The following is a 23,415-nucleotide window of genomic DNA, read 5'->3' on the forward strand; positions in this document are numbered from 1 at the left end:
CAAGGTTCTCTGTCGATATCGGCGCCGGCGCATACCGACGCCTTTCCCTGCTGTCTCACGTCCACCCAACGTCACCGAACGGCCGTATCTGTTCCTCGCCCGCATGCCAAAGCCCACACCCTCGGTCGAGGTCTGCCCGCAGGCTTGACGGTGGCGACCACGGTCGATAGCATGCAGCGACGGGAGATCCGGACAAGCATGGACGAACCATCGTTGCTACAGCAAGCTGAGCGGGTCCTGGAATGGGATCGGCTGCTTGAGGTGTTGGCCAAAGAGGCGCGTTCGGTTATGGGAGCCGAGCGATGCCGCGCCCTCACCCTGGAAACCGATCTCGAAGCGGCCAGGCTGCGGCTCCGGGAGACGGAAGAGATGGCGGCCTTGAGGGAAAGCGAGGCGCCCTTCCCGTCGCTGTCGTTTGCCGACTTGCGGGAGGTTCTGGGCCGGGCCGAGAAAGGCGCAGCCCTGGAGTCCCATGAGTTCCGGGACCTGTCCGTCGCGCTGGGGCTGAGCCTGGAGGTCCTCCGGTATTTGCATCCCCGCCGGGAACAGGCGCCGTCCCTCTGGGCCGTGGCCGCCGGGCTGGAGGCGATCCAGGCCTTGCGCACCATCCAAGCCTCGATCGACCGGTGTGTGGACCAGGACGGCAGCATCCGCGAATCGGCCACCCCGGAACTGCGCCGGTTGACGCGCCACACGCAGGACTTCAAACAACAGATGCGGCACAGGTTGGAGGTGATTCTGGCCTCCACCCGCTACGCCGACGTGTTGCAGGAACAGTATTTCGCGCAAAGGCAGGGACGCTATGTGGTCCCGGTCAAGTCCGAGATGCGGTCGAAAATTCCCGGCATCGTCCATGACGTGTCGGGGAGCGGGGCCACGGTGTTTCTGGAGCCCCGCGAGCTGGTGGAGTTGAACAACTCCATCAAAGTGGCGGAACTGGAAATCGAACGCGAGGTGCGGCGCATTCTTCAGGAGCTGTCCGCGGAGGTGGCGGCCCACGTGCCGGCATTGGTCTGCGGCCTGGAGATCCTGGCGACGCTGGACTGCATTGCGGCGAAGGCGGCCTTCAGCCACTTGATTCACGCCCATCCGGTGGCGATCAACGATTGCGGCCGCGTCCGGCTTCGACAGGCGCGCCATCCCTTGCTGGTGCTGGCGCGCGGAGGGGTGGTGGCCAACGACGTCGTCCTGGACGAGACGGTGCGGGTGTTGATTATTTCCGGACCGAATACCGGCGGGAAGACCGTCACCTTGAAGATCGTCGGGTTGTTCGCCCTGATGGTCCGAGCCGGCTTGCCGCTGCCCTGCGATGCGGATTCGGACATGGCTCTTTTTCCGGAGGTCTATGCCGATATCGGGGACGCCCAGGACTTGACCAAGGATCTGTCCAGCTTTTCCGCCCATATGACGCAAATGATTCGCCTGCTGGCACAGGCCTCCGCCACGAGAACCGGCCCCGCGGGGGAGGTCACGGCCTTGCAAGCCCTCGTGCTGCTGGACGAGCCGGCCACTTCGACCGATCCGGCCGAAGGGGCGGCCTTGGCGGAAGCGCTCCTGTTGCACCTGGCCGGGCTGGGGATGAAGGTGGTCGCCACGACGCACTACAACCAGCTCAAAGCCTTGGCCCACACGACTCCGGGCTTCGTGAATGCCAGCGTCGAGTTCGACGTGAGCCGGTTGGCGCCCACGTACCGGCTGATCATGAATCTGCCGGGCGGATCATCCGCGATCGACATTGCCGGGCGTCTCGGGATGGATGAAGCGATTCTGGAACAGGCGCTGCAGTTGCTTCGCCGCGAGGACCGGGTCTTGGAACAGATGCTCGGCGATCTCCAGGAGACGCAGCGGCGGCTGTCCGAGGATCTGGCCAAGGCCGCGACCCTCAAAGCGGAGGCGGAGCGGGCGGCGCAGGAAGCGTCGGAGATCGCGGAGCGTCTGCGCGATTCCGAGCGGGATGAACGGAAGAACGTGAAGAAAAAGCTGACGCAGGATCTGCTGCAGGCCAGGGCCCAGGTGCAGGGAATTATCGAGGGGCTGAAGAAGGAAGACAAGACGCTGAGCAAGGCCAAGGAGGCCAAGGAGAAACTGGCCGGCATCGAGGCGCAGGCTCGGGAGCACCTGGGCGCCGGGGCTGAGACGGTTCCGCTCGATCAATTGACGGCCGGCGATTCGGTCGAAGTCGTGGGCTTGGGCGTCGTCGGAACCCTGCTGGAAGAGGCGAAGGGGAAAAAGCGGGTACGGGTCCGCATCGGCGACCGGGAGGCCTCGGTTGAGGCGTCGGGACTCGCGGGGGTTGCCCGGGGAAAGGGGCCTGAGCCGCAGAAGGGCAAGAGCTGGCCCCAGCCGCGGATATCACAGGCCACGTCATCCGGCACGGAAACGTCGTCGACGGTGGATCTGCGCGGACAGGCCGCCGATGAAGCGTTGGATCTGACCGTCGCGGCGCTGGACCGGGCGGTCTTGGCCGGCGAACCTTTCCTCCGAATCATCCACGGGCATGGAACCGGCCGGTTGAAAACGGTCCTCCGAGATTATTTGAAGTCTTCGCCCTACGTGGCGACGTTCAGGGCCGGGGAGCGGGCGGAAGGGGGCGATGGAGTGACGGTCGTGACGTTGCAGTAGCCGTCAGCCCCGCCGGACCAGTTCGACGCCGGCGAGGGTGGCCGCTCCGCCGATGATCATGTTGGCGGTGATGGGTTCGTCGAGAAACAGGGAGGCCATGAGGATTCCGAACACCGGCACGAGATTGTGAAAGGCTCCCACCGTGGCCGGAGTCAGAAATTGGAGCGAGAGGTTACGCAAGAAAAAAACGGCGGCCGTGGCGATTCCGATATAGGCGATGAGGAGCCCGCTCGATAGGGTCACGTGGAGGCGGGAGGGAATCGACCAAAACATGGCTCCCAGCAGCAGAAAGAACAAGCTTGTCCCGAACATCACCGTGGTGGCGGCGGCGGCGCCGTAGCGTTTCACCATGCCGGTGCTGAGCACGACGCAGGTGGCCGCGGACAGGGTGAACAGCAGGACCAGCAAGTCTCCGAATCCCACCGCCTGATCGTGCAGCCCTTCGGGAATGGCGTACAGGCAGCCACAGAGCGAAAGCGCGATGCCGGCGATCTTGACGCCGCTGGCCCGGTCCTTCCTCAGCAAGAGGCTCAACAGAGCGGTCAAGGTCGGGTGCAGGCTGTAGATCAGGCTGTAGTGGCTGACGCTGGTGTAGGCCAAGGCCCAGCCGGCGAAGCCGTACGCGACCCCCACCCCCAGAATGCCCAATAGGGTCAAGCGGACGACATCGCTCCCGGTCATCTGCCGCAGTTCCTGCCAAGGCCCCGTCAGGGTGATCACGACCAGACAGGAGAATGCGATGAGGACCCTGAGGCACACCAGGTCGAAGGGGGCGATCTCGTTTTGCCGCAGGACGCTCTTCATGACAGGCGTGATGGTGCTGAGTGTCAGAACCGCTGCCGTGACATAGAGCAACGGGCTGCTTCCCTGGGTCTGTTCTGCGTGGCTGGTCATGGTGACGCTCTGTGCCGAAGATCAGAAGACCGTGAGATTGATGGCCGCATGGGCTTCGATGTAGCGCGTGAGCTGCTGTTGATGTTCGGTTGAGATGGCCGCAATGCATCCTCCCAGGCGGGGAGTGGCGACATGGGTGACGAGCAGGGTGCAGGTGATCCGGTGCCGGTCGGTGAGGTCGAAGGTCAGGTCGAGCCGGTCTCCTTGAACCGCTCGGAGGTCGGTGCTGAGGCCGATCCCTTGGGACGTCAGTTCGGTAATGGCGCAGGTCGCGGTTTCCGATCCGTTCCGGACGATTCCCTTGCGAACGATATGAACGCGGAAGAGTTCCCGTTTCCTCCCCATTACGGAAGTCCCCTTATTGCGGCCTGTTACTGTGTCTGTCCAGGCGCCTGCCTCTGCGACTGACTCGATTGTCTTATCGGACGAGGAGCCTGCAAGCTTTACGTGTGGCCCTGCTGCTGCGAAGTCCCGAAACGGGATGGCGCGCTGGCGCTGTCGGTCGATTGGTGGATTTCCCGCCGTCCTGGTGGAACCCAGCCAGCCCCGGATTGGCTGGGGCCGCGCGGGGCATGAAATTTCAGATACTTACGCATCGACCTGCTGGCATCCTGCTTGCGTGGCCTCTGCTCGTCGGGTCGAGTGCGGTCTAAAGAGAGCGGCGGCGGGTCGCCACACTTCCGCCGGGACATGGGGTCATCAAGGAGGCCACCATGAAGAGGAAGAGTATGACGAGACAGTTGGAGCCGATTGACTTGATGGTTGCCGTGGGCCTGTTTGCCACGGTACTCGGAGGTTTGGGCCTGTTCGCCGTCACGAACGGCGGTATGGAGGCCGGTTTGTCCGGAGCGTGGGGAGTGGAGCGATCGGCAGGCGAAGCGGGCCAGGTGGACCCGATGCAATGGGTCCAGCCGGCGTTAGGCGCCGCCATCGTGAACGTCTCGCGGTTGGAGCGGGAGGCCTACCAGGAGATGGTCGCCGCTTCGGCGGATCTGCAACGTGCGCGCGTGGTCGACGTATACCTGCAATCCGCCCCCTCGGACTATATCGGGCGGATCGGCGCCTATGCCCGTCTTGCGGAGGCCGATCACGCGGCCAGGCTGCAATTTGTCATGGGCCGTCGCATCGTGGACACCACGGCACGGGGGATGCGAGCCGGAGTCTATCAGCTGCCGATGCTGGGAGAGCGGCACAACCGCCGCATGATTCGCACCACGGAGTTGTCCGCCATCCGTCTGGATGAACAGTACCGGTCAGCCCATGAACCGTTGCTGGGCGCGGAAATTGTGGCGGCGACACAGGCGCGCCGCCAGATGGAGGGCCGCATCCAGCAACGGCTCGGACAGGCCATCGTTCGGATGGTCAAGAGGGAGGAGGATTACCGAGAGGCCCTGGCCGGCGCTCAGGAGCAACTGGCAACCCTGGTCCTGGCGTCGATGCACCAGGAATTGATCGCCGACCGCTTTGCCAGGCTGGCCGCAGCGGACGCCGAGCCCGTGAGTCAGGCTGCCGTTGTGGCCGGCCCCCGGTCCTGGCCGGAGATTCCCATGGGGATCATGGTGGCTTCCTTCTTCGGATTGATCGGGATCTTTTGCATCGGTCTGTCGACGCCGAGCGATCGTCGGAGGGCCATTCCGCCGGACGCTGCCACGGAGCCGGCTGCGGTGTCTCGCAAGACCGCGGCATAGGCATAGCAGAAACAGGGGAGGTGACCCATGTCGTGGGGCTATTGGGGCATCTTGGCGGGAGTCGTAACCCTGCTCGGGGTCTTGTTCGTCTGCATGGAGTTGCTCTATGCCGGCGCCAGAGGGGCGGCAAGGGAGAACGGCTCCGGGGCGGACGAGAGTCGGGGCGGGAGTCAGACGGCCGCCTCCGACGCGAAGCACGCAGCCTAGCCGGATGCGAGCCTGATGGTCGGTTAACGGAGGCGCAACCCGGCGCCGGCGCAAACCAGGCCCAAGCCGAGCGTGCGGCGCGCGGGGCGCGAGAGGTTGATGATGGTGGAGTTGATCGGGCTGGTCACCATGAGCGCGCTCGTGTGGGTGCTGCATGGCAGCATGGCCAACGAAAGCGACGCGGAGCGGCGCCGGCTCACGAGGCTGGGCACGTCTCCTTTTGCCGAGATGGCCGGGCAACAAGAGGAGACCGCCGCAGGTACACGCGTTGCCGCCTGACGGCTGGGCGCCGAGGCGCCTGTGCGGGTCGCGAGCCGGGAAGCGACTCTCTCTCGGCCAATATTCACCGTGTGGAAGGGGAGGGAAGCATGATGCGAGTCGTTCTGACCATAGGGAACGTGATTGCCCTGTCCATGCTGGCCGCGACGCTGCCGTGCGTGTCGGTTGCGGCCGCCGGTGAACAGCCGATGGATATTATGGGCACGCAAGGGTCTTTGCAGACCGACACCCAGCCGATGAACCTGGAAACCCAGTCGGCGCCCTCTCGCGATGTTCGGACCAGAGGCGAGCTGGGCAAGGGGCAGGAGATTCCCATGCGTGTGCCGGAAGGAGAGGGCGCGCATCTGCTCGCGCCGGAGTCCAAGCATTTCCTGTTCATGGGGGATGCCTCGGTGAACGCCGAGTTGTTGGAGCAGTTCAGGATCCAGGACGAAATTTCCAGCTATGCATTCTGAGGCGGGCAGAGGCGGGTCAGCCCGCCGAGGAAGGCGAGGGAGGGAGGACACCATGCGAACCAGGATGCGCGCGACGTGTTCGATGACGCTCGGCCTCGCGGTGGTGTTGGGCATGTTGGCAGGGGGTATTGCGCTGGCGCAAGCGACCTGGGTGGATGAGATCGTCAACTCGGTCGCCTTCTACAAGACCAACTATCCCGGTTCCAATTGGGAGCCCTATCAGCAGTCGCTTACGCGTGTTCGTGAGGCGGTGGGCCGCGGGGATCAACCGGTCGTTCGGAATGAGATGGGGAAGTTCTTCAAGATGCTGCAGGGGCGGGCCCATGGAATCAACGATGTCGCGGCGGACGAGCTCTTCAACTTTGCGGTTATGGTGACGCCCATCCAGGAGTTCAATATTGCCGTCCCGGCTCCTGCGGGATCGGGCGGGGGATTCTAACCACGTGCGGCGCAGGCCGCGAGCGGGTGGCCGACGGATGGCGCGGCCATGCGTCGGCTGCTCGCTCGGGGATGGAAAGGGTTCAGGGAGGAGGTGCCCAATGGTGACAATCGGGCATCGAGTCGTGTTGGCGTCCGCGGTCATGGTGGCGCTCGTCTTTTCCGCCGCTGTCGGGCAAGCCGACGAGTCGATGATGGGAATCCATTACGGCTTCAGCGGAGTGATCTCGAAGATCCAGTCCGGCGTGCTGTTCGTGCAGACTCCCGGGAGTCTGCAGCCTCGCACCATCAGCCCCAACAAAGCCGATCGCGTCGGCTTGCATGAAGCGAACGTTGGGGACTCAGTCCTCATGGTGGTGGATTCCGGAAACGTGTTGCTGGACGTGACGACGGCCGGACGTTCCTTCGCCGATCATCGCCTCATTGTCGGCACGCTCCACTACGCCGATCCCTATTGGGGAGAGATTCAGCTGTCGACGCCCGAGGGATTCGAGCGTTTCGAAGTGGATGCGCTCGCGGGCAGTAAGCTCTCCGTGTTTCAGCCCGGGTCTCCCGTAGCGGTCGAGCTTGATGCCGATAACGTTATGATCGACATCCATCGGTCCCGGTAAGTGAAGGTGCCGGCCCGCGCGTCTTGACTTCACCGGTGGCCGACCGTACGATCCGCCTGTGCGCATTCCCGCGGCCGCGCAACGCGTCCACGGGGATGCGTCGGTGGAGGCCTTCCCACAAGACAGAGGCGCAGGAACGACATCATGGCTGGTTGCCTGCGGTGGATTGTCGCATCGTGGCTGGTCATCGCCGTGGCCGGCTGGGCATGCAGCGATGTTGTCCGAGCGAAGGACCAGCGGCCGGAGCTCGGCGTTCCCCTTCAAACCATCCTTGAACTCGAAACGACGGCCCGCCTCCTCGCGGTTCTGCTGAATGCGGGGCGGGCCGTCGTCAACGACAATCAAGAACTGCTCGACGATCCGACCAAAGGCAACAAAGGCTTTACGCCGGAGGTGTTCGAGCATCAGTTGATGGACATGTTTCGCGCCCATGCGTTGATTGATCTGCGGGAGTTGTCGGCGGCCCGGCTGCCTCAGCGGACCAAGGATCTCTTGCTGGCCTTGGTCGAGGTCAGCACACAGGTCGTCGCCGAGTCGCAAGATGCGATCAATCGCCGGGGCGTGGGGTTCAAGGGATTCATTCCCGCCGTCTTCGGCACCCGCGTGGCCGGGCGGTTTGCCGAACGCACGGGGGTTCGGCTGAAGCAGACCTCGCTGCAACCGCGCAACCCCGCCAATGCGCCGGATGCGTTTGAGCAGGCGGCCCTGGAACAATTCGCCGACCCCTCCCATCCTCGTGAGCGAGTGATCAGCGAAGTGGCGGCCAGGGACAAGGCGCTGCGACTCCTGTTTCCCCTGTACGCGACGCGGGGCTGTCTGGTTTGTCACGGAGAGCCGAAAGGCGAGCCAGATCAAACCGGCAATCCCAAAGAAGGGTGGCGGTTGGGGCAGAACGCCGGTGCCATCAGCGTCACCTTGCCGGTCCACCGATGAAGCCCCTCGCGATTCTCTTGGGATTGTCGGTACTGTGCGGGACGGGCCACGCGGCCGCCGAGAGTCCCGGCCAACCGGCGGAAAAGCCGGCCGGCACGGGCGTGATCGTGCATTCCGAAGGCTACATCCTGACGGCGCATCACGTCATCGCCAGTGCGCGCCGCATCGTGGTCGTGACCTCCGGAGAAGTCCGCAATCCCGCCGTCGTCGTCAGCGCGGATCGAGACCAGGATCTGGCCTTGCTCAAGATCGAATCCGTCGGGCTCTCGGAGGCCTCGCTGGGCTACGCGGGCGCGGTTCGGCTCGACCAGGAAGTCATCGTCGCCGGGTTTTCATTCGGCCTCCGGGAACTGTCCGTCTCCCGCGGACGGATCGCCGCCGTCCGCACCAAGGGGGTGAGGCGGGTCTTCCAGATCGATGCGGCCATCAATCCCGGCAACAGCGGCGGAGCGGTCTACAATCGCCGGGGCGAGGTCATTGGGATCGTGACGACCAAGTTCAACCATCCCTCGGGGATCGTTCCTGAAGGGATGGCCTTTGCCGTGCCGATCAGCTACGCGACCCCCTTGTTGGCCAACATTCCGGAGTTCGACTTCGGCGCGATCGGCGCGGTGACCAGGAACAGCAAGAAGCGGACGGACAAGGCGCGCGAGGGCGAGAAGCTGGTGCATGAGCTGGCTCGGACCGCCGTGCGTATCGAAACGGCGGTCGTTCCCGAGCCTGCCGTCTCCGCGCCGAGTCCCGTCGGGCCCATCGCCGGCCGGGTCGGCGCCGAACCGAAGCGGGAGCCGAGTCCGGCCGCCAGGCCGGGGACTGGGCGGGAACCGGTGCCGGATGGGGCGGCCGATGGGGGCGCGATCGCCGCCGTCAATCAACAGCTGGCGATGCTCCAGCAGGAGGAACTGCGCGCCCTTGCGCAGCGGGGCCTGACCCCGCCGGACGGCATGGCCTTGGTGCCGGCGGGAGCCTTCATCATGGGGGGCGAGGATGGACCGTCGGATGCGAGACCGGTGCGGCACCCCCATCTCAGCTCGTACTGGCTCGATACCTATGAAGTGACCAACCGCCGGTATGCGCAATGCGTGCAAAGCGGCATCTGCACGAAACCCAAAGATCCCAAACCCTTCGAGGATCCGCAGCGAGCGGAACACCCGGTGACGAATGTGACCTGGATGCAGGCGAGAACCTATTGCCACTGGAACGGTCGGCGGCTGCCGACCGAAGCGGAGTGGGAAAAAGCGGCCCGAGGAACAGACGGACGTCACTATCCCTGGGGCAATTCCTTCGAGGTCCTGAAGCATCGGGTGAAAGAGAGCGCGCTCAAGGTCGGCGCCAATGGAACGGAGCCGGTGGGAAGCCAGCCCTGGACCAGGTCTCCGTATGGAGTGCATGATCTGGTCGGCAATGTCTGGGAATGGGTCCAGGACTGGTATGCGGAGGATTCGTATGCCTCCGCGTCCTCGCTGGATCCGCAAGGTCCCTTGCGGGGCTCGTTCCGCGTCCTGCGGGGCGGGGATTGGAGCCAGGGGCCGCTCGAATTGCGGGCCAGTTATCGCGGGTGGGACGAGATGACCTATTGGGGGCCGGCGCTGGGCTTTCGTTGCGCGGACGACGTGTCCTGACAACCATCTCTCATGCCCTCATGGCCGGCCATGGGGTTAATTGGTGAAGGGCGTGATGATGGCCGAGACCTCGTTGCGCAACACGAGGGTCAAGGCTTGCGGGGCCGACTGATCGCCGTGCGCCAAGGCCAGGAGAGAGCAAAGTTGCGGCACGGCGTCCGGGGGGAATGCCAGCAGAACCGGGAATTCGAAGAGCGGGAGCAGGGGCTGGGCGGTGGCCAGGCGAAGCCTGAGGGCCATCAGAATGTCCCGGAGGCGCATCGCTTGCTGGTCTTCCGGTGCCTCCTGGGTTGTGGCCACGGCCAGGTCCCAGAGGGCTTTGGTGAAGCCCACCGGAAGGGACAAGCCCAGCGCCTGAGCCTGCGCCGTCACATCCACGAGCAGACCCGCTTGCACCGCTTCCTCACGGGACTGCAGCAGGGTGCGTAAATCCGTCCGTCCCGCCTCCGATGCGTCTGCGTGACGCTCCGTGAGCGATGTCGGGGACAGTCCTGCCTCCGACAGCCGCTCGTCCGGGAGGGCTGCCGATTCGGCCGCACCGGCCGGCGCAAGATTCACAGCCTCTCCCTGATCCTCACCCTGCTTGCGCAGGACGCTTATGAGGCCTTCATACACGGAGCGGGCCGCCTGCGACCATTCGGGGTTGGACGGAAGCCCTCGAAAAGCCGCTTCCGCCGCTTTTCGCTCGTCATGGGTCAAGGTGCGAGGTGGTATACCGTATGACATGGATAGGGAGATAAAGCCCGGCCCGGGGATGTCAAGAGGGGGGGGAGGCGGGACCGCCCTTCAGCGTGGCACCCGTCTGCCGCTGGAGGAGACGATCCAGCGCGGTGAGCCTTGCCAGGGGATCGTGCGGCGATCCGGTCGTGATCTCGGCGGACGCCTGTAGGCCCGCAAAGGAATGGAGCGAGCTTCCCTCCGGCACCAGGGCCTGGATCGGCGTCCGTGGCGCCAGCGAGGTCCGTGAACGGAGAAACACGACGAGGTGGCGCCTGACCTCCTCTGAGTCGGGATTGGCCAGGAGGATGACGCCCGTCGCGCCGGGCAGGCATTGTTCCCACAAGGGCCAGAACCTGGCTTCGATCCGCAGGGCGACCAGGTGCAAGACCGTGCTCGCGGAAATGCGGACGCGCCCCACATCGGTCCGATACGTGGGTTTGGGTTCTTCGATCCCGATCGACGCCCACCGTGACGGGGATAAGGTCTTGACCAAGTGGTGAATGACCTCGCTTTTGCCTGAACGGCGAACGCCGGCAACCAGGATTCGCAGGGGCACGATCGGCTGGGTTTCGAACGGAGCCCGGTCGGCGAGCTGTCGGGCGGCGATCGCGTCCAGCCGCTCCACAACCTGCCGCGCCAGTCCGGACGGCTGGTCCGTGCCGTCCGCTTTATCCTGGACCGGGACGTGGGCGGCGGTGTGCTCGTGGGCTTCCAGGGCCAGCAGGTCTCGCAGCAGCAGGTTCGCCAGGCTGGCGGTGATCGGCAGACGGTCCGGGGTGGCACCGGGGAGGAACAGGAAGCGGCCGGTTTTCCAGCCCAGGAGGATAAAGAGCGGCTCTTCCCGCTTCGGTGAGCGGATGTCGGCATCCACGATCACCCCCTCCTGAAAATAGAGGGTCGCCGTCCGCTCCCCGTGGCTCAAGACCAGACCCCCGGTCCGTTGCTGCAGCTCCAGCGTCTGGATCAGGTCCAGCAGGTCCACGTCCTCGATCCGCCCGCTGGGCCCGATCTCCTCCAGCGGTACCTGTCTGGCCAGCTGCACACGGTCGATGAGCTGCTCGACGCTTTGGGCGAGGCGTTCCAGAGGGCAGGGCTTGGTCAGGTAGTCGTCCGATCCGACTTTTCGGGCCTTCACGCGATCCATCGCCCGATCGAGGCCAGTCAGGAAGATGAACGGAATGGTCTTGGTGGCCGGATCGCGTCTGAGGCGGCTGCACAACTCGAAGCCGTTGAGCCCCGGCATGGCGATGTCGGCGATCACGATATCCGGCGGCTCCTCCGCGACCATGCGGAGCGCCCCGTCTCCGTCCGGCGCCGTCATGACCCGGTAGGCCCGCGCGCTCAGATAGAGCGAGACTACCCGCAGCCACTTGGGATCGTCGTCGACCACAAGGATTGTCGGCGCCAGGGCTTGGGTCGCCACGCGGCCCCCTCCTCAGCCGGAACAGCCCGGTGCGGGCACCCGTTACGTGATGATCTGCGGCTGCCCCACCCCGTTGACCACGTCCTCCGTGATCAGGACGGTCCTGACGTTCTGCAAGGCCGGCACCTCATACATCAGATCCAGCATCACGTCTTCGAGGATCGCCCGCAATGCTCTGGCGCCGGTCTTCATCGCCGCGGCCCGGTGCGCGATGGCCTTGATCGCGGCCGGCGTGAACTGCAGGTCAACGTGCTCGAGCTCGAACAGGGCTTCGTATTGCTTGAGCAGGGCGTTTTTGGGCTCCGTCAGGACGCGGATCAAGGCCGGTTCGTCCAGATCCGCCAACATGGTCAGGACGGGGAAACGGCCGACGAATTCCGGGATCAGACCGAATTTGAGCAGATCCTCCGGCTGGACCCGTCCCGGCGCATCGCCAGGCCCGGCCGCGTCGCGCGCCGGCGCGCCGGCTCCGAACCCGATCTGCCGGCGGCTGAGACGCTGGCCAACGATCTGTTCCAAGCCCACAAACGCGCCCCCGCAGATGAACAGGATGTTGGTCGTGTCGACGCGCAGGTAGTCTTGTTCCGGGTGCTTGCGCCCTCCCTTGGGCGGCACGTTGCAGACGGTGCCCTCGACGAGCTTGAGCAACGCTTGCTGGACGCCTTCGCCGGACACGTCGCGGGTGATCGACGCGCTCTCCGATTTGCGGCTGATCTTGTCGATCTCATCGATGTAGATGATGCCGGTTTCGGCCCGCGCGACGTCGAAGTCGGAGGCTTGCAGCAGCTTGAGCACGACGTTCTCCACGTCTTCGCCCACGTAACCGGCTTCGGTGAGGGTGGTCGCGTCCGCGATCGCGAACGGCACGTGGAGGATTCTGGCCAAGGTCTGGGATAGAAGGGTTTTCCCGGTTCCGGTCGACCCGATCAGCAAAATGTTGCCCTTCTGCATCTCCACATTTTTCACGCGGGATCGGCTGCGGATGCGTTTGTAGTGGTTGTGCACGGCGACGGAGAGGACTTTCTTGGCCCGCTCCTGTCCCACCACGTACTCGTCCAGCAGCGCTTTGATGGCCGTCGGTTTGGGCAAGTCGATGGGCTGGGTCCCCGCAACGGGGCCCGGCCGGGCCTCGGCAAGGAAGGCGTCGCAGAGCCGGATGCATTCGTTGCAGATCAGGAGCGGGGTGCCGGTGTGGCACGCGGCGCAGTGATAGGCCGCGGGGCTTTCGACCAGGTTCGTGACCTGCTTCTCCCGCTTGCCGCAGAACGAACAGTGGCGCTGTTCGTTCTGCGGCGGTCGTGATTCCCAGAACATGCGCACGGCCCCCTCACGCAGCCGACGGTCCTCAATGGGGCCCGGTGGTTGTGCCCGTCATGCCGCGCGCGGCTGCGTCGCCGGCCGTTGCGGTTTCCCGGGCCATGGGGAACCGGATGATGAATCGGCTGCCGGCCCCCTCATGGCTCCGGACCTCCAGGGCCCCCCCGTTGTCCTGGATCAGGCGCTTGACGTTCGTCAGCCCCAATCCGGTCCCATATTCCTTGGTCGTGAAAAATGGCTCGAAGATGTGCTCCAGGTGGGCCGGAGCGATCCCGCACCCGGTGTCGGCGATCTCGATCTCCATCTGATCGTGCTCCGCAGCGCGCGTGGCGACCGTGAGCCGTCCTCCCTGCGGCATGGCCTCACGGGCGTTGGCCAACAGATTGGCCAGCGCTTCCTTCACCTGGTCCGGGTCCACCTGCACCGGTCCGGGGGGGGCCGCAAAGTTCGTGTCGAGCGCGATCAGCTCGTGGCTCCCTTGCGCGCTCCACTGCCGCAACGCCGCTTCAGCCAGATCGCGGAGGAGCACGGTTTTGGGTTCGGGAGGTTTCTGGCGGGCATAGCGCAGGAAGTCGTTGATGCGGTGCGTCAGGCGGTCCACCTCCTCGATGATGTAGCGGGCGACCTCCTGCTTCACGGATTCCGTCTGCTGCTCCTCCAGGATCAGCTGGGCCGAACTGCGGATCACGCCCAGGGGATTGCGCAGATCATGGGCCAGGGCGGCCAGCAGTTGCCCCACCGACGCCAGTTTCTCGCGCCGGATCAGCTCCTCCTGCTGGGTCTTGACGGTGCGGAGGCTCTCCTCGAGGGCGTTGCGCATGGCCTCGAACGTGCGCGCCAGATCTTCGAGTTCATCGCCGGTGCGGATGTCGATGGAAGCCGGTCTGGCCGTCCCGTCGCGGGCGGGGATCGCATCCGGCAATGAAGCCACGTTTCGCCGCAAGGCGTCCGCTTCCCGCCGCAAGGCCAGGATTGGACGCACGATGCGGCGGCCAACCAGAAAGCCCAGAGAGGCCAGGCCGATCACCAGTCCGAACCCGATCAGCCCGACGGTCACCAGGAGCGAATAGATGGGGGCGTAGGTTTCCTTCGGCTGCTGCCGGACGAAGGTGAACCACTGTTCGCCGCCCAGACTGGAGGCGCTGAGCTGATGCGCGAACCGAACCGGCGCCGCCCCGACGATAGAGTTATGCCCTCCGTGGGCGTCGTCCTCCGCCACCAGCCAGATCGGCCGATCCCGGGCCAGTTGGTTCAGCAGGGTCTCGTGAATCAGATGCGCGGTCGGGGGGAGGACGGGGCAAATCAGCGGAGTCCCTTCGGTATCCAGCAGCATGCCGTGGCCGGTTTCGCCGATCCGGATCGGCAGAATCGTGTTCATCAGCACATCGCGGCGAATGACGAGCCCCACCACGCCGATCGGCTTCGTATGCCCGTCGTCCAGGATCGGGACCGACACGTCGAAGAGATAGTCGTTCAACGCGGGATCGTGCCGAATCGAGCTGACGTAGGCTGTGCGTTCTTCAAACGCCTCCCGCCACCAGTCCTGGTCCTCGTTGAGGTAGGAAGTCTGGGCCGTGGAGGTGGCCACGAGCGCGCCCCGGCTGTCGGCGATTACGACGCCGACGTAGTAGCCGGCCTCCTGCGCCCATTCGCGGAGATAGGCGGTGGTGCCGGGCAGGGGGAGCGGGGCTCCTTCCGTCCTGGCTTTCGACCAGGCGGCCTGTTCGGTTTCCAACAGCCTCCGAATCTGGTTCTCGCTCTTGCCGGCATACCGTTTGTTGGCGACCTCCAGGGAATGCCGGATATGAATCGGCACCAGGGCCAGCCGCGCGGCCCGGTCGATCTCCGTATCCACCGCCGCCGCGATGCGGATGGCGGTCGAGCGCGCGATTTCCTGGAACCCGTTCCCGATCGAGTGCTTGAGGCTGTCGGTGCTGTAGAGGTAGGTGGCGATCAGCGCGCCCACGCCCGGAAGAATGCCGACGATCAGCAGCGCGACGAAGAACTTTTTCTGCAGGCCGCCGGTCCGTGGCTGATCCATCGGCCCCTCGGGTGACGTTACGGCGTCAGGTGATACTTGGCCATCCGATAGCGCAGGGTGTTCCTGGTGATCTTCAGCAAGCGGCTGGCCTCCGAGACGTTGCCGCCGCTTTTCCGCAAGGCCTCGGCGAGCATGGCCTTTTCCATGTCCTCGACCGACAGTCCGTAGGAGAGCAGCGAGGGGATCTCCCGGCTCGCGGCCCCGTTCCCTCCCTGCGCCGCCGACGGATCGAAGAGGTAGGCCGGCAGGTGCTCCGGCCGGATCTCCCCTTCCTTGCAGCTGATCGTGATCCATTCCACGACATTGTGCAGTTCCCGCACGTTACCCGGCCAGTGGTACTCCTGCAGCGCGGCCAGGGCTTCCGGCGACACGTGACGGATGCGAACCCCCCGTTCGCGCTCCGAGGCTTCCAGGAACGATCGGAGCAGGGCGGGGATATCCTCCCGCCGCTCGCGCAGGGGGGGAATGTGCAATTGGCAGACGTGCAGCCGGTAATAGAGGTCTTCGCGAAAGCGGCCCTTGGCGATGAGGTCCCGCAGGTCCTGGTTGGTGGCGCCGATGACCCGGATGTTGACTTTGATCCCGCGGAGACCTCCCAGCGGTTCCACCAGATGGTCCTCGAGCACGCGGAGCAGTTTGGCCTGGACGCCGAGGCTCATTTCCCCGATCTCGTCCAAAAACAGGGTGCCGCGGTCTGCTATTTGGAATCGTCCGGGCTTGGCCGTCTTGGCGTCGGTGAAGGCGCCTTTCTGATAGCCGAACAGTTCTGATTCCAGCAACGGCTCCGGAATGCCGGCGCAGTTGATGGCGACCAACGGGCCGCCGGCGCGGGGGCTGGCGTCGTGGATGGCGCGGGCCAGCAATTCCTTGCCGGTTCCGCTCTCGCCGGTGATCAGCACCGTGACGTCCGTACGGGCGATCTCCATGGCCAGGCGCTTCAGCTCCGCCATCTTGGCCGATGCGCTGACCATGCGGTCGATGCCGAATCGTTCGTGCAGGCCGGCCCGCAGGGCCCGATTGTCCTGCGCCAGGCGCCGCAGTTCCAGGGCGCGCGCGATCACGATCTTCAGCTCGTCGTTGTCTGCCGGCTTGGAGATGTAATCGTATGCCCCCTTGTGCATGGCCTCGACGGCGGATTTGACGGTGCCGTAGCCGGTGATGATCAGCACCGGCACGTCAGGACGCACCCGCTTGGCCGCCTCCAGCACGTCGAGTCCGGACGCCTTGCCGAGCTGGAGGTCCGTCACGATCAGATCGAGATCCTCCTGGTCGGTGAGGAGGCGAATGCCTTCCTCGCCGGTGTGCGCCAGCCGCAAGTCGTACCCTTCCGGTTTCAGCACCAACTCCAGGAGCCGGCGCATCCGTTCTTCGTCTTCGATGATGAGGATGGTTGGTGGGTGCATCATAAGACGACGGCCGATGGTGCAACGCTCGGAGAGGCTCTTGTTCAGCCTAATCGTCAATGGCCCGCCGGTCAAGTGGCCTTACGCCTGGCTCTCCACCGGCCAGCGCAGCGTAAAGCGGGTGCCCTTGCCCTCCTCGCTCTCGACGCCGACGGTGCCTCCGTATTTGGTCACGATCTGATAGACGATGTTGAGCCCCAGTCCCGTACCCTTGCCCGGTTCCTTCGTCGTAAAAAACGGATCGAAGATCTTTCCCAGGAACGCTTTGGGGATGCCAGGGCCGGTGTCGGCGATTCGGATGACGATCCAGCCGACCTCGAACCTGGTGCTCAGGCTGAGATGGCCTTGACCGTTCATGGCCTGAATGGCGTTCACAATGATGTTTTGGAAGACCTGCTGGACCTCCTCGGGTCGGGCCAGGATGGGGGGGATGGGCCCATATTCGGTTATCACGTCGAGATCGTCGGTCACGTGCGCCAGCCGCGCCAATTTCAGGGCGTCGTCCAGTTTTTGGTTGACGTCCACCGGCTGGGCGTCCTCGGCAAAACCGGGGGCGGCGTAGCCGGCAAAGTTGCGGATGATCGAGGACATGTGCCGGCTGTGTTTGACGATGTCCTTGGCATGCTCCCTGGTGACCGGGAGGTCATCCTCGTTTTCTATGGCTTGCGCCAGCCCCATGATGACGAACAGGGGGTTGTTGATTTCATGGGCGATGCCCGCCGTCAACGTCCCCATGCCGGCCAATTTTTCGGCCTGGATGAGCTGATCCTGCAGCCGCCGCTCCGCCGTGATTTCCCGCAAGGCCAGCCCGATCCTTGTGTCGCCGTTGCCGTCGGCGCTGACGCGAAAAAATCGCTGGCCGAAGACCCGGTCGCCGATCCGCAGATCCCGCAAGGCTACGCTTGCCGGGTCTCCCGCCTGGGGCGCCAGCGGGTCCCGGCGTTCGGTCTGGGGGGGGGCGTCGCGCGATGCCGGGAGCCCGGGCGCGGCGGTCCTCGCCCAGTCGAATTCCTGTTCGATCCGGCGCCGGGTGGGCTGATCGACCGACAAGAGGCGAAAGAGGTCCTGGCCGATGCCCTGCCGGGGCGCTACGTCCAGCACGCGCATAGCCTCGGCATTGATATATTCGATCGTACGGTCCTGGCGCAGGATCATGACGCACTCCGGCAGGCTGTTGAGAATCTTCTCGTTGTACTCTTTCAAGGACCGGATTTCTGCCGTCTTGGCCGCCACTTTTCCCTCGAGCCCGGCGAAGGCCCGTTGGAGCCTACCGTTCATCGCGTTGAATTCATCCGCCAGGCGCTCGATCTCGTCGCCGGTGCGGATGGTGATGGGCTCGGTCAGCTCTCCGCGGCCGATACGGGCGGCGCCTTCCTGGAGACGCTGGATCGGCGTCACGATCCGGTGGGCGGCATAGTACCCGATGGAGCCCAGCAACCCCATGGCGAGGAAGCCGGCGGAGGCGATCCAGAGCAACAGGCTGCGGGTCGGCGCGAAGATTTCGTCGGAGGCCTGCCAGGCGAAGCTGTGCCAGAGGAGGCCGGTCGAGGCCTTCGTCGTCAGGCTGGTTTCCGGGAGCGGCGCGAAGCCGATGATGGATGTGTCCCGCCCTCCGTGCCCGTCTCCGTCGGCCTTGACCCAGCCCGGCTCGTCCTTGGTGACGCTGCGCACCAGCGAGGTGTCGCTGACCCGGACGCCGGTGGGGAGAATGGGGCAGATGATGACGGTCCCGCGTGAATCGATCAGCATCACGTGCCCGCTCTTGCCGAACCGAACGGGGTGGATGGCCGGCTGGAAAAACGCTTTGGCGTCGTAGACGCTCTGGAGCACGCCGATCACCCGGTGGCGATGTTTGTCGAGGACCGGCACGGCCAACGTGAAGACGTAGCGGTCGAGGGCCTCGTCGAAGGCGACGTTGCCCAGGTACACCTGCCCCCGTTCCTGGTTGAAGGCGCCGCGCCACCAGGGCTGATCCCGGTGGAGGTACCGGAGGGAGCCGCGGCCGCCGACGCCGGCGACGAGGGCCCCCTCCCGGTCGGTGAGAAACATGGCCAGAATGGCCGAACGGTCGGATGGAGTTTCGCCCAGTCCCTGGGTCTTGGCAAACCGCCGTAGCATTTCCTGCGCGGGGGCGGTGCGGGAGTCGAGGGCGGGGAGGCCGCTGGATTTCCAGCGCCGGGCCTCACGTGCGAGGAGATTCGTGACCTCGGATGCCGGGAGCCCTTGGTACCGCCTGTTTCTGGCGGCGAGGGCGACGGCCACATCGTCGTTGGCCGCGATCCTGGTCCGTCTGGCGATCTCGCCGCTCAAGATGAGGTCGATGGAGCGGGCCGTTTCGCCGGCCAGCGCGCGAAAATTTCCCCCGATGACCCGTTCCAGCTCGGTGGTGCCCTGGGAATAGGCGAGCACCATGCCGAGCACCAGGGGGAAGGCGCCGCCCCCGAGGATGGCGAGGACAATCTTGTGTTTCAGCCCGACACGCATAGTGGGTGGGGCCCGTAGGGCTTCGCCGGCTGGCCGACCGAGGCGCCGCGCGGCCGACGGCGGACTGCGCGTGGCCCGGAGGCCTTACGTCGTGAACTGGTTCTTGAACACCAGCCTGCTGTCCACGGCTTTCCTGACCGTGTCGACCAGTTTGTCCTTCTCGACCGGCTTGACGAGATAGTCCATGACGCCCTGTTTGAGGAGCGCCGTGGCCATCTGCAAATCCGGAAATCCCGTGAGAACCACCAGGGGCAGCGCGGGATATTCCCTCCGGAAATACTCAATGGCTTCGATCCCGTTCAATTTGGGCATCCGGATGTCGCAGAGGATCATGTCCACGTACATGGGGTTGTCGCCGGTGTTGAGAAGCTTGATGGCCTCCGCCCCGTTTCCCGCCTCGATCACCTCGTAATTGGCCTTCTCAAGGTGCGTCCGCACCACCTTGCGGATGTCCGGCTCGTCATCCACCACCAACACTCGTCCGAGCTGTTCACGCGGCGCATCAAACATGGTGCCCCTCCTTGCTGTGAGCCCAGCCAGACCGATCGGGTTGGGCCCAGGTTTGTCCTGCCACAGAAGGAGCAAGTACCGAGCCTGTCTGGTGGATTTGGGAAAGTCTAGATTTGTATGGGGCTTGCGAGGTGATCGTAGGAGGAGTGTGCCGATCAAGCTGGTTGAATTGGTTTATTTGACGCAAGCGATAGGCTCATATGCACCAATGACCAAGGATAGGGATATGGCGTCAAATCCGTCGCGCAAGCCTTACGTACTGAAATTCAACTCATATTGGCTGAAATCGGCCGCTCGGAGGGTTGTGGGAAGGGGCTTGGGCGTTGCGACGAGCAAGCGTCAGGTTGCGGAGAAATCCCCAATGCTTGGCTCGCCGGATGGCGCTCAGTCGGAATGTGTCTTGAAATGTACGTTCGCTCATGGTTTCCAGCGTGGACAACGACGGAGCCAGGGTCAGCGGAGAAGGCTGAAAGGCGGCGTCCTGTGTCGGCGTGGCCGTCGTGTTGTAGGGGCAGGCATCCAGGCAGTCGTCGCACCCGAAGATGCGGTTGCCCAGCTTCGCTTCCAGCTCGGCCGGGATCTCATCGCCGGGTTTATGCAGCTCGATCGTCAGGTAGGAAATGCATCGCCTTGCATCCACCATGTAGGGCTCCGTGATGGCCGCCGTCGGGCAGGCCCGGATGCAGAGCTGGCAGGTGCCGCAGAGGTCGGTGCCCGGTTCGTCCGTTTCCAATTCGAGCGTCGTGAGGATTTCTCCCAGGAGGAGCCAGGACCCGAAGCGCGGCGACACGAGGTTGGAATGTTTGCCGATCCAGCCGAGGCCTGCCTGCTGGGCCCAGGCCTTTTCCATCACCGGTCCCGTGTCCACGTACCACCTGGTGCCGGCGCTTGGCGCAAGGGTCTTGATGTGCGATTCCAATTGTTGCAACTTGTCTTGCAGGACGCCGTGATAGTCCCGTCCCCAGGCATAGCGGGCGATGCGTCCGTGGCCAGGGCTTTCGTCGGGCCGATGGCCGGTGAAGTAGTTCATGCCGACGGAAATAATCGACCGGCAGCCGGGCAGGACTCTCTGCGGGTCGGCGCGCCGTTCCGGCTGGCGGGTCATCCAGCCCATGGCGCCCTCGTAGCCGCGGCCGAGCCATTCACGCAGGCGGGCATATAACAAACCGGGTAGCGAGGCGGCGGGGTCCGGGGCGACGCGACTGATGCCCACCGCGTCGAAGCCCAGGCGGCTGGCCTCCTGCTTGATGGCATCGGCCAGCGTCATGGCTTGGGTCGGTGTGGCGGTTGCTGGGAGACGGGCGGGGGCATGCTGGCGGAACAATCGAACATGACGCCGAAGCGGGCCGTGCATTGGGGCGTTTTACAGGTGCCGCAGGTGCCGGTGATGTGCGTTTTCCAATCCGTGGCGTTCTCGTCGAAACGGCAGGAGGTGCCCCCGCCTTTGGAGACATTCGACCAGGGGCGATTGGTGCCGGGAAAATGGGCGACGACGCAACCGGCCAGCATGGGCACATCGCAACTGCCCTTGGCTTGGTTCTTGGCCATGCCGAAGTTACAAGAGGATTCCGTTGTGGCGCGTGCATCGCCCAGCGGTTGAGCCGCAGCCGGGTCGGGGAGCCACGGCCCAAACAGCGCCCCGCACAGTAGCAGGGCATGCAGTATAATGACAGCTCGATCGCGCATATCTCGCATGCTCCTCTGTTTGTTGATAGGAAGGATATCGTAGCACAATCTGTTTACTTTTCTCCCTGTCCGATGTACCGTTTCGTGGTTCAGCCCGGCTTGTTCTCGGGCCGACAAGGGCCCTTGTTCGTTTCCCTGTTAGAGGAGGTGTGCATGTGCCGCTACCCGAAGATCGCCGTGGTCCTGGCCGCGTCTGCGGCTATGTGGTGCGCCGCCCCTGCGCTCGGCAACCAGCTCAAACAGGAGATGCTCGGCAGCGACGGGGCCCCGATGGTCCTCGTCCCGGCCGGAGAATTCGAGATGGGATCGAGCGAGCATGAAGGAGAGCAGGACGAGCGGCCCAGGCATCGGGTCCATCTGGATGCGTATTACATGGATCAGTATCAGATGACGGTGTCCCGCTATGCGAAATTCATCGAAGCGACGAAGCGGGAGCCGCCCAGGTTCTGGAGCGAAATACGCCTGCCGGAGGGGGGGGACTTGCCCGTTGTGGGAGTGGATTGGCTGGATGCCGACGCTTACTGCCAATGGGCCGGCCGGCGGTTGCCGACGGAGGCTGAATGGGAAAAGGCGGCCCGGGGCACCGACGGGCGAAAATATCCCTGGGGCAACGAGGAGCCGACGAGCCGGCACGCCAACTTCGGGAGGCAGGAGGGCGAGGAATTGCCGCTGACGCCGGTCGGCCGCTATGAGGCGGGGAAGAGCCCCTATGGCATCTATGGTCTGTCCGGGAACGTCTGGGAATGGACGGCCGACTGGTACGATGAGAATTACTACCGCCAGAGCGCACCGCGCAATCCGCAGGGGCCGCCGCAAGGGCTCAGCAAGGCGACCAGGGGCGGGGCCTGGGACCGGCATCAGTTCAATTTGCGCTCAGCGAACCGGAGCGGGATGACGCCGACGAACCGGCTCAAGTCCCTCGGATTCCGGTGCGCCCAGGATGGACAGCGGTAAGCGGGTGCGATGATCGACCCCGATCCATCCGTGTCCCGTCGCGAGGCGACTTCTACTTCTATCGGAGCTTTACCCGCCGCCGACCAGGATCGGCGGCAACAGCAAGTCTGCGCCGAGCAAGTCCGGATGCTGTTCTCCGGAGTGCTTGTCACTTTTCTGTCCAGCACCTTCATTGCCTGCCTCTTGGCCTTCGTGCAGCGGGAAGTCGTCGCGCCCCCTACCGTGTATGGCTGGCTCGCCTATATTTTGCTGGTCATGACGGGCCGCAGCTTTGTGGCCTATCTCTACTGGCGCGCGCCGGACGCCGACCGGATCGCCGGTGCCCGGCGTTGGGAGGTGCGCTTCGCCGCGGGAGGGGCGCTGACCGGTCTGGCTTGGGGGGCTGCCGGGAGTCTGCTGTATGCCGCTGACTCTTCGCTCCACCAGGTGTTTTTGACGTTCGTCGTGGGCGGCATGGCGGCGAGCGGGGCGGCTGTCTTGTTCCCCCGGCTGTCCGTCGTGGTTCCCTATGTCGTGTTGACGCTCGTTCCCACCTCGGTCCCGTTTTTCCTGTCCGACGACGCCATGCACCGGACGATGGGAGCGATGGTGATCCTGTACATGTTGATTCTCCTGGCGAGCGCAATTCGGACGAACCGGACCCTGCACATCGCCCTCGGGCTGCGCTACGACAACGAAGAGTTGATCCGCAAGATGCAGGCCGAGATCGAACAACGCCGACAGGCCGAATCGGCGCTCAAGCAGAGCGAGGAGCAGCTGGTGCAGTCCCAAAAGATGGAAGCGGTGGGCAAGCTGGCGGGCGGCATCGCCCACGAGTTCAACAATATCCTGCAGGTCATCAAGGGCTATTGTTATTTCTTGATGCCGGAGTTGTCCAAACAGGAAGCGCTCCGGCGCGACGTCGAGGGGATCGACGAATCGGTAGACCGGGCCGCCGGGCTCACGAATCAGCTGCTGGCGTTCAGCCGCCGGCAGGTCAGCATACCCCGGATACTGGATCTCAATGCGATCATCGTGGAGCAACACCGGATGCTGGACCGGCTGATCGGCGAGTCCATCAAGCTGGAGGTGGAACTGGCGCCGGATCTGCCGCGGGTCAAGGCGGACCCGGCGCAGATCGGGCAGGTG

The 23,415-nt window shown here is 64.6% G+C and carries 22 protein-coding genes; 11 read left to right on the forward strand and 11 right to left on the reverse strand.

Annotated elements, in window-relative coordinates; translation table 11 throughout:
- Positions 1 to 171: 171 nt before the first annotated feature.
- On the forward strand, positions 172 to 2,622 hold the full coding sequence (locus EPO61_07105) for an endonuclease MutS2 (protein TAJ09114.1): 2,451 nt from the start codon (positions 172 to 174) through the stop codon (positions 2,620 to 2,622).
- 3 nt (positions 2,623 to 2,625) lie between these two features.
- Here EPO61_07105 and EPO61_07110 read toward each other — a convergent pair whose 3' ends face one another.
- Complete coding sequence (locus EPO61_07110) at positions 2,626 to 3,516, reverse strand: DMT family transporter (protein TAJ09115.1); 891 nt, start codon at positions 3,514 to 3,516, stop codon at positions 2,626 to 2,628.
- 21 nt (positions 3,517 to 3,537) lie between these two features.
- Positions 3,538 to 3,861 (reverse strand): PilZ domain-containing protein, encoded by a 324-nt coding sequence (locus EPO61_07115; protein ID TAJ09116.1) that lies wholly within the window; start codon positions 3,859 to 3,861, stop codon positions 3,538 to 3,540.
- Positions 3,862 to 4,229: 368 nt separating this feature from the next.
- Between EPO61_07115 and EPO61_07120 the strand changes: the two genes are divergently transcribed.
- The 8 genes from EPO61_07120 (at position 4,230) to EPO61_07155 (ending at position 9,749) form a co-directional block, all read left to right on the forward strand.
- A complete protein-coding gene (locus EPO61_07120) occupies positions 4,230 to 5,204 on the forward strand; it encodes a hypothetical protein (GenBank protein ID TAJ09117.1) in 975 nt (324 codons plus the stop codon).
- A gap of 27 nt (positions 5,205 to 5,231) precedes the next feature.
- Entirely contained in the window at positions 5,232 to 5,411 is a 180-nt protein-coding gene (locus EPO61_07125) for a hypothetical protein (GenBank protein ID TAJ09118.1), read from the forward strand.
- A 99-nt stretch (positions 5,412 to 5,510) separates the two neighbouring features.
- Positions 5,511 to 5,690, forward strand: coding sequence for a hypothetical protein (locus EPO61_07130; GenBank protein TAJ09119.1), 180 nt, complete (start codon positions 5,511 to 5,513; stop codon positions 5,688 to 5,690).
- Between the two features lie 89 nt (positions 5,691 to 5,779).
- Entirely contained in the window at positions 5,780 to 6,145 is a 366-nt protein-coding gene (locus tag EPO61_07135; protein TAJ09120.1) for a hypothetical protein, read from the forward strand.
- 52 nt (positions 6,146 to 6,197) lie between these two features.
- The gene (locus EPO61_07140) at positions 6,198 to 6,584 is read left to right on the forward strand and encodes a hypothetical protein (GenBank protein ID TAJ09121.1); all 387 of its coding nucleotides are present in this window, start codon (positions 6,198 to 6,200) and stop codon (positions 6,582 to 6,584) included.
- A gap of 100 nt (positions 6,585 to 6,684) precedes the next feature.
- The gene (locus tag EPO61_07145) at positions 6,685 to 7,194 is read left to right on the forward strand and encodes a hypothetical protein (protein TAJ09122.1); all 510 of its coding nucleotides are present in this window, start codon (positions 6,685 to 6,687) and stop codon (positions 7,192 to 7,194) included.
- Between the two features lie 144 nt (positions 7,195 to 7,338).
- A complete protein-coding gene (locus EPO61_07150; protein ID TAJ09123.1) occupies positions 7,339 to 8,127 on the forward strand; it encodes a DUF3365 domain-containing protein in 789 nt (262 codons plus the stop codon).
- A complete protein-coding gene (locus tag EPO61_07155; protein TAJ09124.1) occupies positions 8,124 to 9,749 on the forward strand; it encodes a trypsin-like serine protease in 1,626 nt (541 codons plus the stop codon). The genes EPO61_07150 and EPO61_07155 overlap by 4 nt, the downstream gene beginning before the upstream one ends.
- A gap of 36 nt (positions 9,750 to 9,785) precedes the next feature.
- Here EPO61_07155 and EPO61_07160 read toward each other — a convergent pair whose 3' ends face one another.
- The 9 genes from EPO61_07160 to EPO61_07200 form a co-directional block, all read right to left on the reverse strand.
- On the reverse strand, positions 9,786 to 10,475 hold the full coding sequence (locus EPO61_07160; protein ID TAJ09125.1) for a hypothetical protein: 690 nt from the start codon (positions 10,473 to 10,475) through the stop codon (positions 9,786 to 9,788).
- Between the two features lie 31 nt (positions 10,476 to 10,506).
- Positions 10,507 to 11,892 carry a response regulator gene (locus EPO61_07165; protein TAJ09126.1) on the reverse strand — a complete coding sequence of 462 codons (1,386 nt, stop codon included), beginning with the start codon at positions 11,890 to 11,892 and terminating at the stop codon, positions 10,507 to 10,509.
- A gap of 42 nt (positions 11,893 to 11,934) precedes the next feature.
- On the reverse strand, positions 11,935 to 13,206 hold the full coding sequence (clpX, locus tag EPO61_07170; protein ID TAJ09127.1) for an ATP-dependent Clp protease ATP-binding subunit ClpX: 1,272 nt from the start codon (positions 13,204 to 13,206) through the stop codon (positions 11,935 to 11,937).
- 31 nt (positions 13,207 to 13,237) lie between these two features.
- Positions 13,238 to 15,250 carry a HAMP domain-containing protein gene (locus EPO61_07175; GenBank protein ID TAJ09128.1) on the reverse strand — a complete coding sequence of 671 codons (2,013 nt, stop codon included), beginning with the start codon at positions 15,248 to 15,250 and terminating at the stop codon, positions 13,238 to 13,240.
- 17 nt (positions 15,251 to 15,267) lie between these two features.
- Positions 15,268 to 16,656 carry a sigma-54-dependent Fis family transcriptional regulator gene (locus tag EPO61_07180; GenBank protein TAJ09129.1) on the reverse strand — a complete coding sequence of 463 codons (1,389 nt, stop codon included), beginning with the start codon at positions 16,654 to 16,656 and terminating at the stop codon, positions 15,268 to 15,270.
- A 78-nt stretch (positions 16,657 to 16,734) separates the two neighbouring features.
- Complete coding sequence (locus tag EPO61_07185; protein TAJ09130.1) at positions 16,735 to 19,137, reverse strand: sensor histidine kinase; 2,403 nt, start codon at positions 19,135 to 19,137, stop codon at positions 16,735 to 16,737.
- An 84-nt stretch (positions 19,138 to 19,221) separates the two neighbouring features.
- The gene (locus EPO61_07190) at positions 19,222 to 19,647 is read right to left on the reverse strand and encodes a response regulator (GenBank protein ID TAJ09131.1); all 426 of its coding nucleotides are present in this window, start codon (positions 19,645 to 19,647) and stop codon (positions 19,222 to 19,224) included.
- Between the two features lie 271 nt (positions 19,648 to 19,918).
- Positions 19,919 to 20,914, reverse strand: a complete 996-nt coding sequence (queG, locus tag EPO61_07195; protein TAJ09132.1) for a tRNA epoxyqueuosine(34) reductase QueG — start codon at positions 20,912 to 20,914, stop codon at positions 19,919 to 19,921.
- Positions 20,911 to 21,333: a hypothetical protein gene (locus EPO61_07200; protein ID TAJ09133.1), complete on the reverse strand. Its 423-nt coding sequence runs from the start codon at positions 21,331 to 21,333 to the stop codon at positions 20,911 to 20,913. The genes queG and EPO61_07200 overlap by 4 nt, the downstream gene beginning before the upstream one ends.
- A gap of 270 nt (positions 21,334 to 21,603) precedes the next feature.
- On the opposite strand from EPO61_07200, the gene EPO61_07205 reads away from it, so the two are divergent.
- Both EPO61_07205 and EPO61_07210 read left to right on the forward strand, forming a co-directional pair.
- Positions 21,604 to 22,287 (forward strand): formylglycine-generating enzyme family protein, encoded by a 684-nt coding sequence (locus tag EPO61_07205; protein TAJ09142.1) that lies wholly within the window; start codon positions 21,604 to 21,606, stop codon positions 22,285 to 22,287.
- A gap of 9 nt (positions 22,288 to 22,296) precedes the next feature.
- The coding region (locus EPO61_07210) for a hybrid sensor histidine kinase/response regulator (GenBank protein ID TAJ09134.1) at positions 22,297 to 23,415 on the forward strand (1,119 nt) is incomplete at its 3' end.

The sequence above is a fragment of the Nitrospirota bacterium genome (genome assembly GCA_004296885.1).
Lineage (GTDB): Bacteria > Nitrospirota > Nitrospiria > Nitrospirales > Nitrospiraceae > SYGV01.

What these genes read in the sequence shown, in the direction of transcription:
- EPO61_07105 (TAJ09114.1), top strand. Translation starts at nt 172, where the DNA reads ATGCAGCGACGGGAGATCCGGACAAGCATGGACGAACCATCGTTGCTA.
- EPO61_07110 (TAJ09115.1), bottom strand. Translation starts at nt 3,516, where the DNA reads ATGACCAGCCACGCAGAACAGACCCAGGGAAGCAGCCCGTTGCTCTAT.
- EPO61_07115 (TAJ09116.1), bottom strand. Translation starts at nt 3,861, where the DNA reads ATGGGGAGGAAACGGGAACTCTTCCGCGTTCATATCGTTCGCAAGGGA.
- EPO61_07120 (TAJ09117.1), top strand. Translation starts at nt 4,230, where the DNA reads ATGAAGAGGAAGAGTATGACGAGACAGTTGGAGCCGATTGACTTGATG.
- EPO61_07125 (TAJ09118.1), top strand. Translation starts at nt 5,232, where the DNA reads ATGTCGTGGGGCTATTGGGGCATCTTGGCGGGAGTCGTAACCCTGCTC.
- EPO61_07130 (TAJ09119.1), top strand. Translation starts at nt 5,511, where the DNA reads ATGATGGTGGAGTTGATCGGGCTGGTCACCATGAGCGCGCTCGTGTGG.
- EPO61_07135 (TAJ09120.1), top strand. Translation starts at nt 5,780, where the DNA reads ATGATGCGAGTCGTTCTGACCATAGGGAACGTGATTGCCCTGTCCATG.
- EPO61_07140 (TAJ09121.1), top strand. Translation starts at nt 6,198, where the DNA reads ATGCGAACCAGGATGCGCGCGACGTGTTCGATGACGCTCGGCCTCGCG.
- EPO61_07145 (TAJ09122.1), top strand. Translation starts at nt 6,685, where the DNA reads ATGGTGACAATCGGGCATCGAGTCGTGTTGGCGTCCGCGGTCATGGTG.
- EPO61_07150 (TAJ09123.1), top strand. Translation starts at nt 7,339, where the DNA reads ATGGCTGGTTGCCTGCGGTGGATTGTCGCATCGTGGCTGGTCATCGCC.
- EPO61_07155 (TAJ09124.1), top strand. Translation starts at nt 8,124, where the DNA reads ATGAAGCCCCTCGCGATTCTCTTGGGATTGTCGGTACTGTGCGGGACG.
- EPO61_07160 (TAJ09125.1), bottom strand. Translation starts at nt 10,475, where the DNA reads ATGTCATACGGTATACCACCTCGCACCTTGACCCATGACGAGCGAAAA.
- clpX (TAJ09127.1), bottom strand. Translation starts at nt 13,206, where the DNA reads ATGTTCTGGGAATCACGACCGCCGCAGAACGAACAGCGCCACTGTTCG.
- EPO61_07175 (TAJ09128.1), bottom strand. Translation starts at nt 15,250, where the DNA reads ATGGATCAGCCACGGACCGGCGGCCTGCAGAAAAAGTTCTTCGTCGCG.
- EPO61_07180 (TAJ09129.1), bottom strand. Translation starts at nt 16,656, where the DNA reads ATGATGCACCCACCAACCATCCTCATCATCGAAGACGAAGAACGGATG.
- EPO61_07185 (TAJ09130.1), bottom strand. Translation starts at nt 19,137, where the DNA reads ATGCGTGTCGGGCTGAAACACAAGATTGTCCTCGCCATCCTCGGGGGC.
- EPO61_07190 (TAJ09131.1), bottom strand. Translation starts at nt 19,647, where the DNA reads ATGTTTGATGCGCCGCGTGAACAGCTCGGACGAGTGTTGGTGGTGGAT.
- queG (TAJ09132.1), bottom strand. Translation starts at nt 20,914, where the DNA reads ATGACGCTGGCCGATGCCATCAAGCAGGAGGCCAGCCGCCTGGGCTTC.
- EPO61_07200 (TAJ09133.1), bottom strand. Translation starts at nt 21,333, where the DNA reads ATGCGCGATCGAGCTGTCATTATACTGCATGCCCTGCTACTGTGCGGG.
- EPO61_07205 (TAJ09142.1), top strand. Translation starts at nt 21,604, where the DNA reads ATGGTCCTCGTCCCGGCCGGAGAATTCGAGATGGGATCGAGCGAGCAT.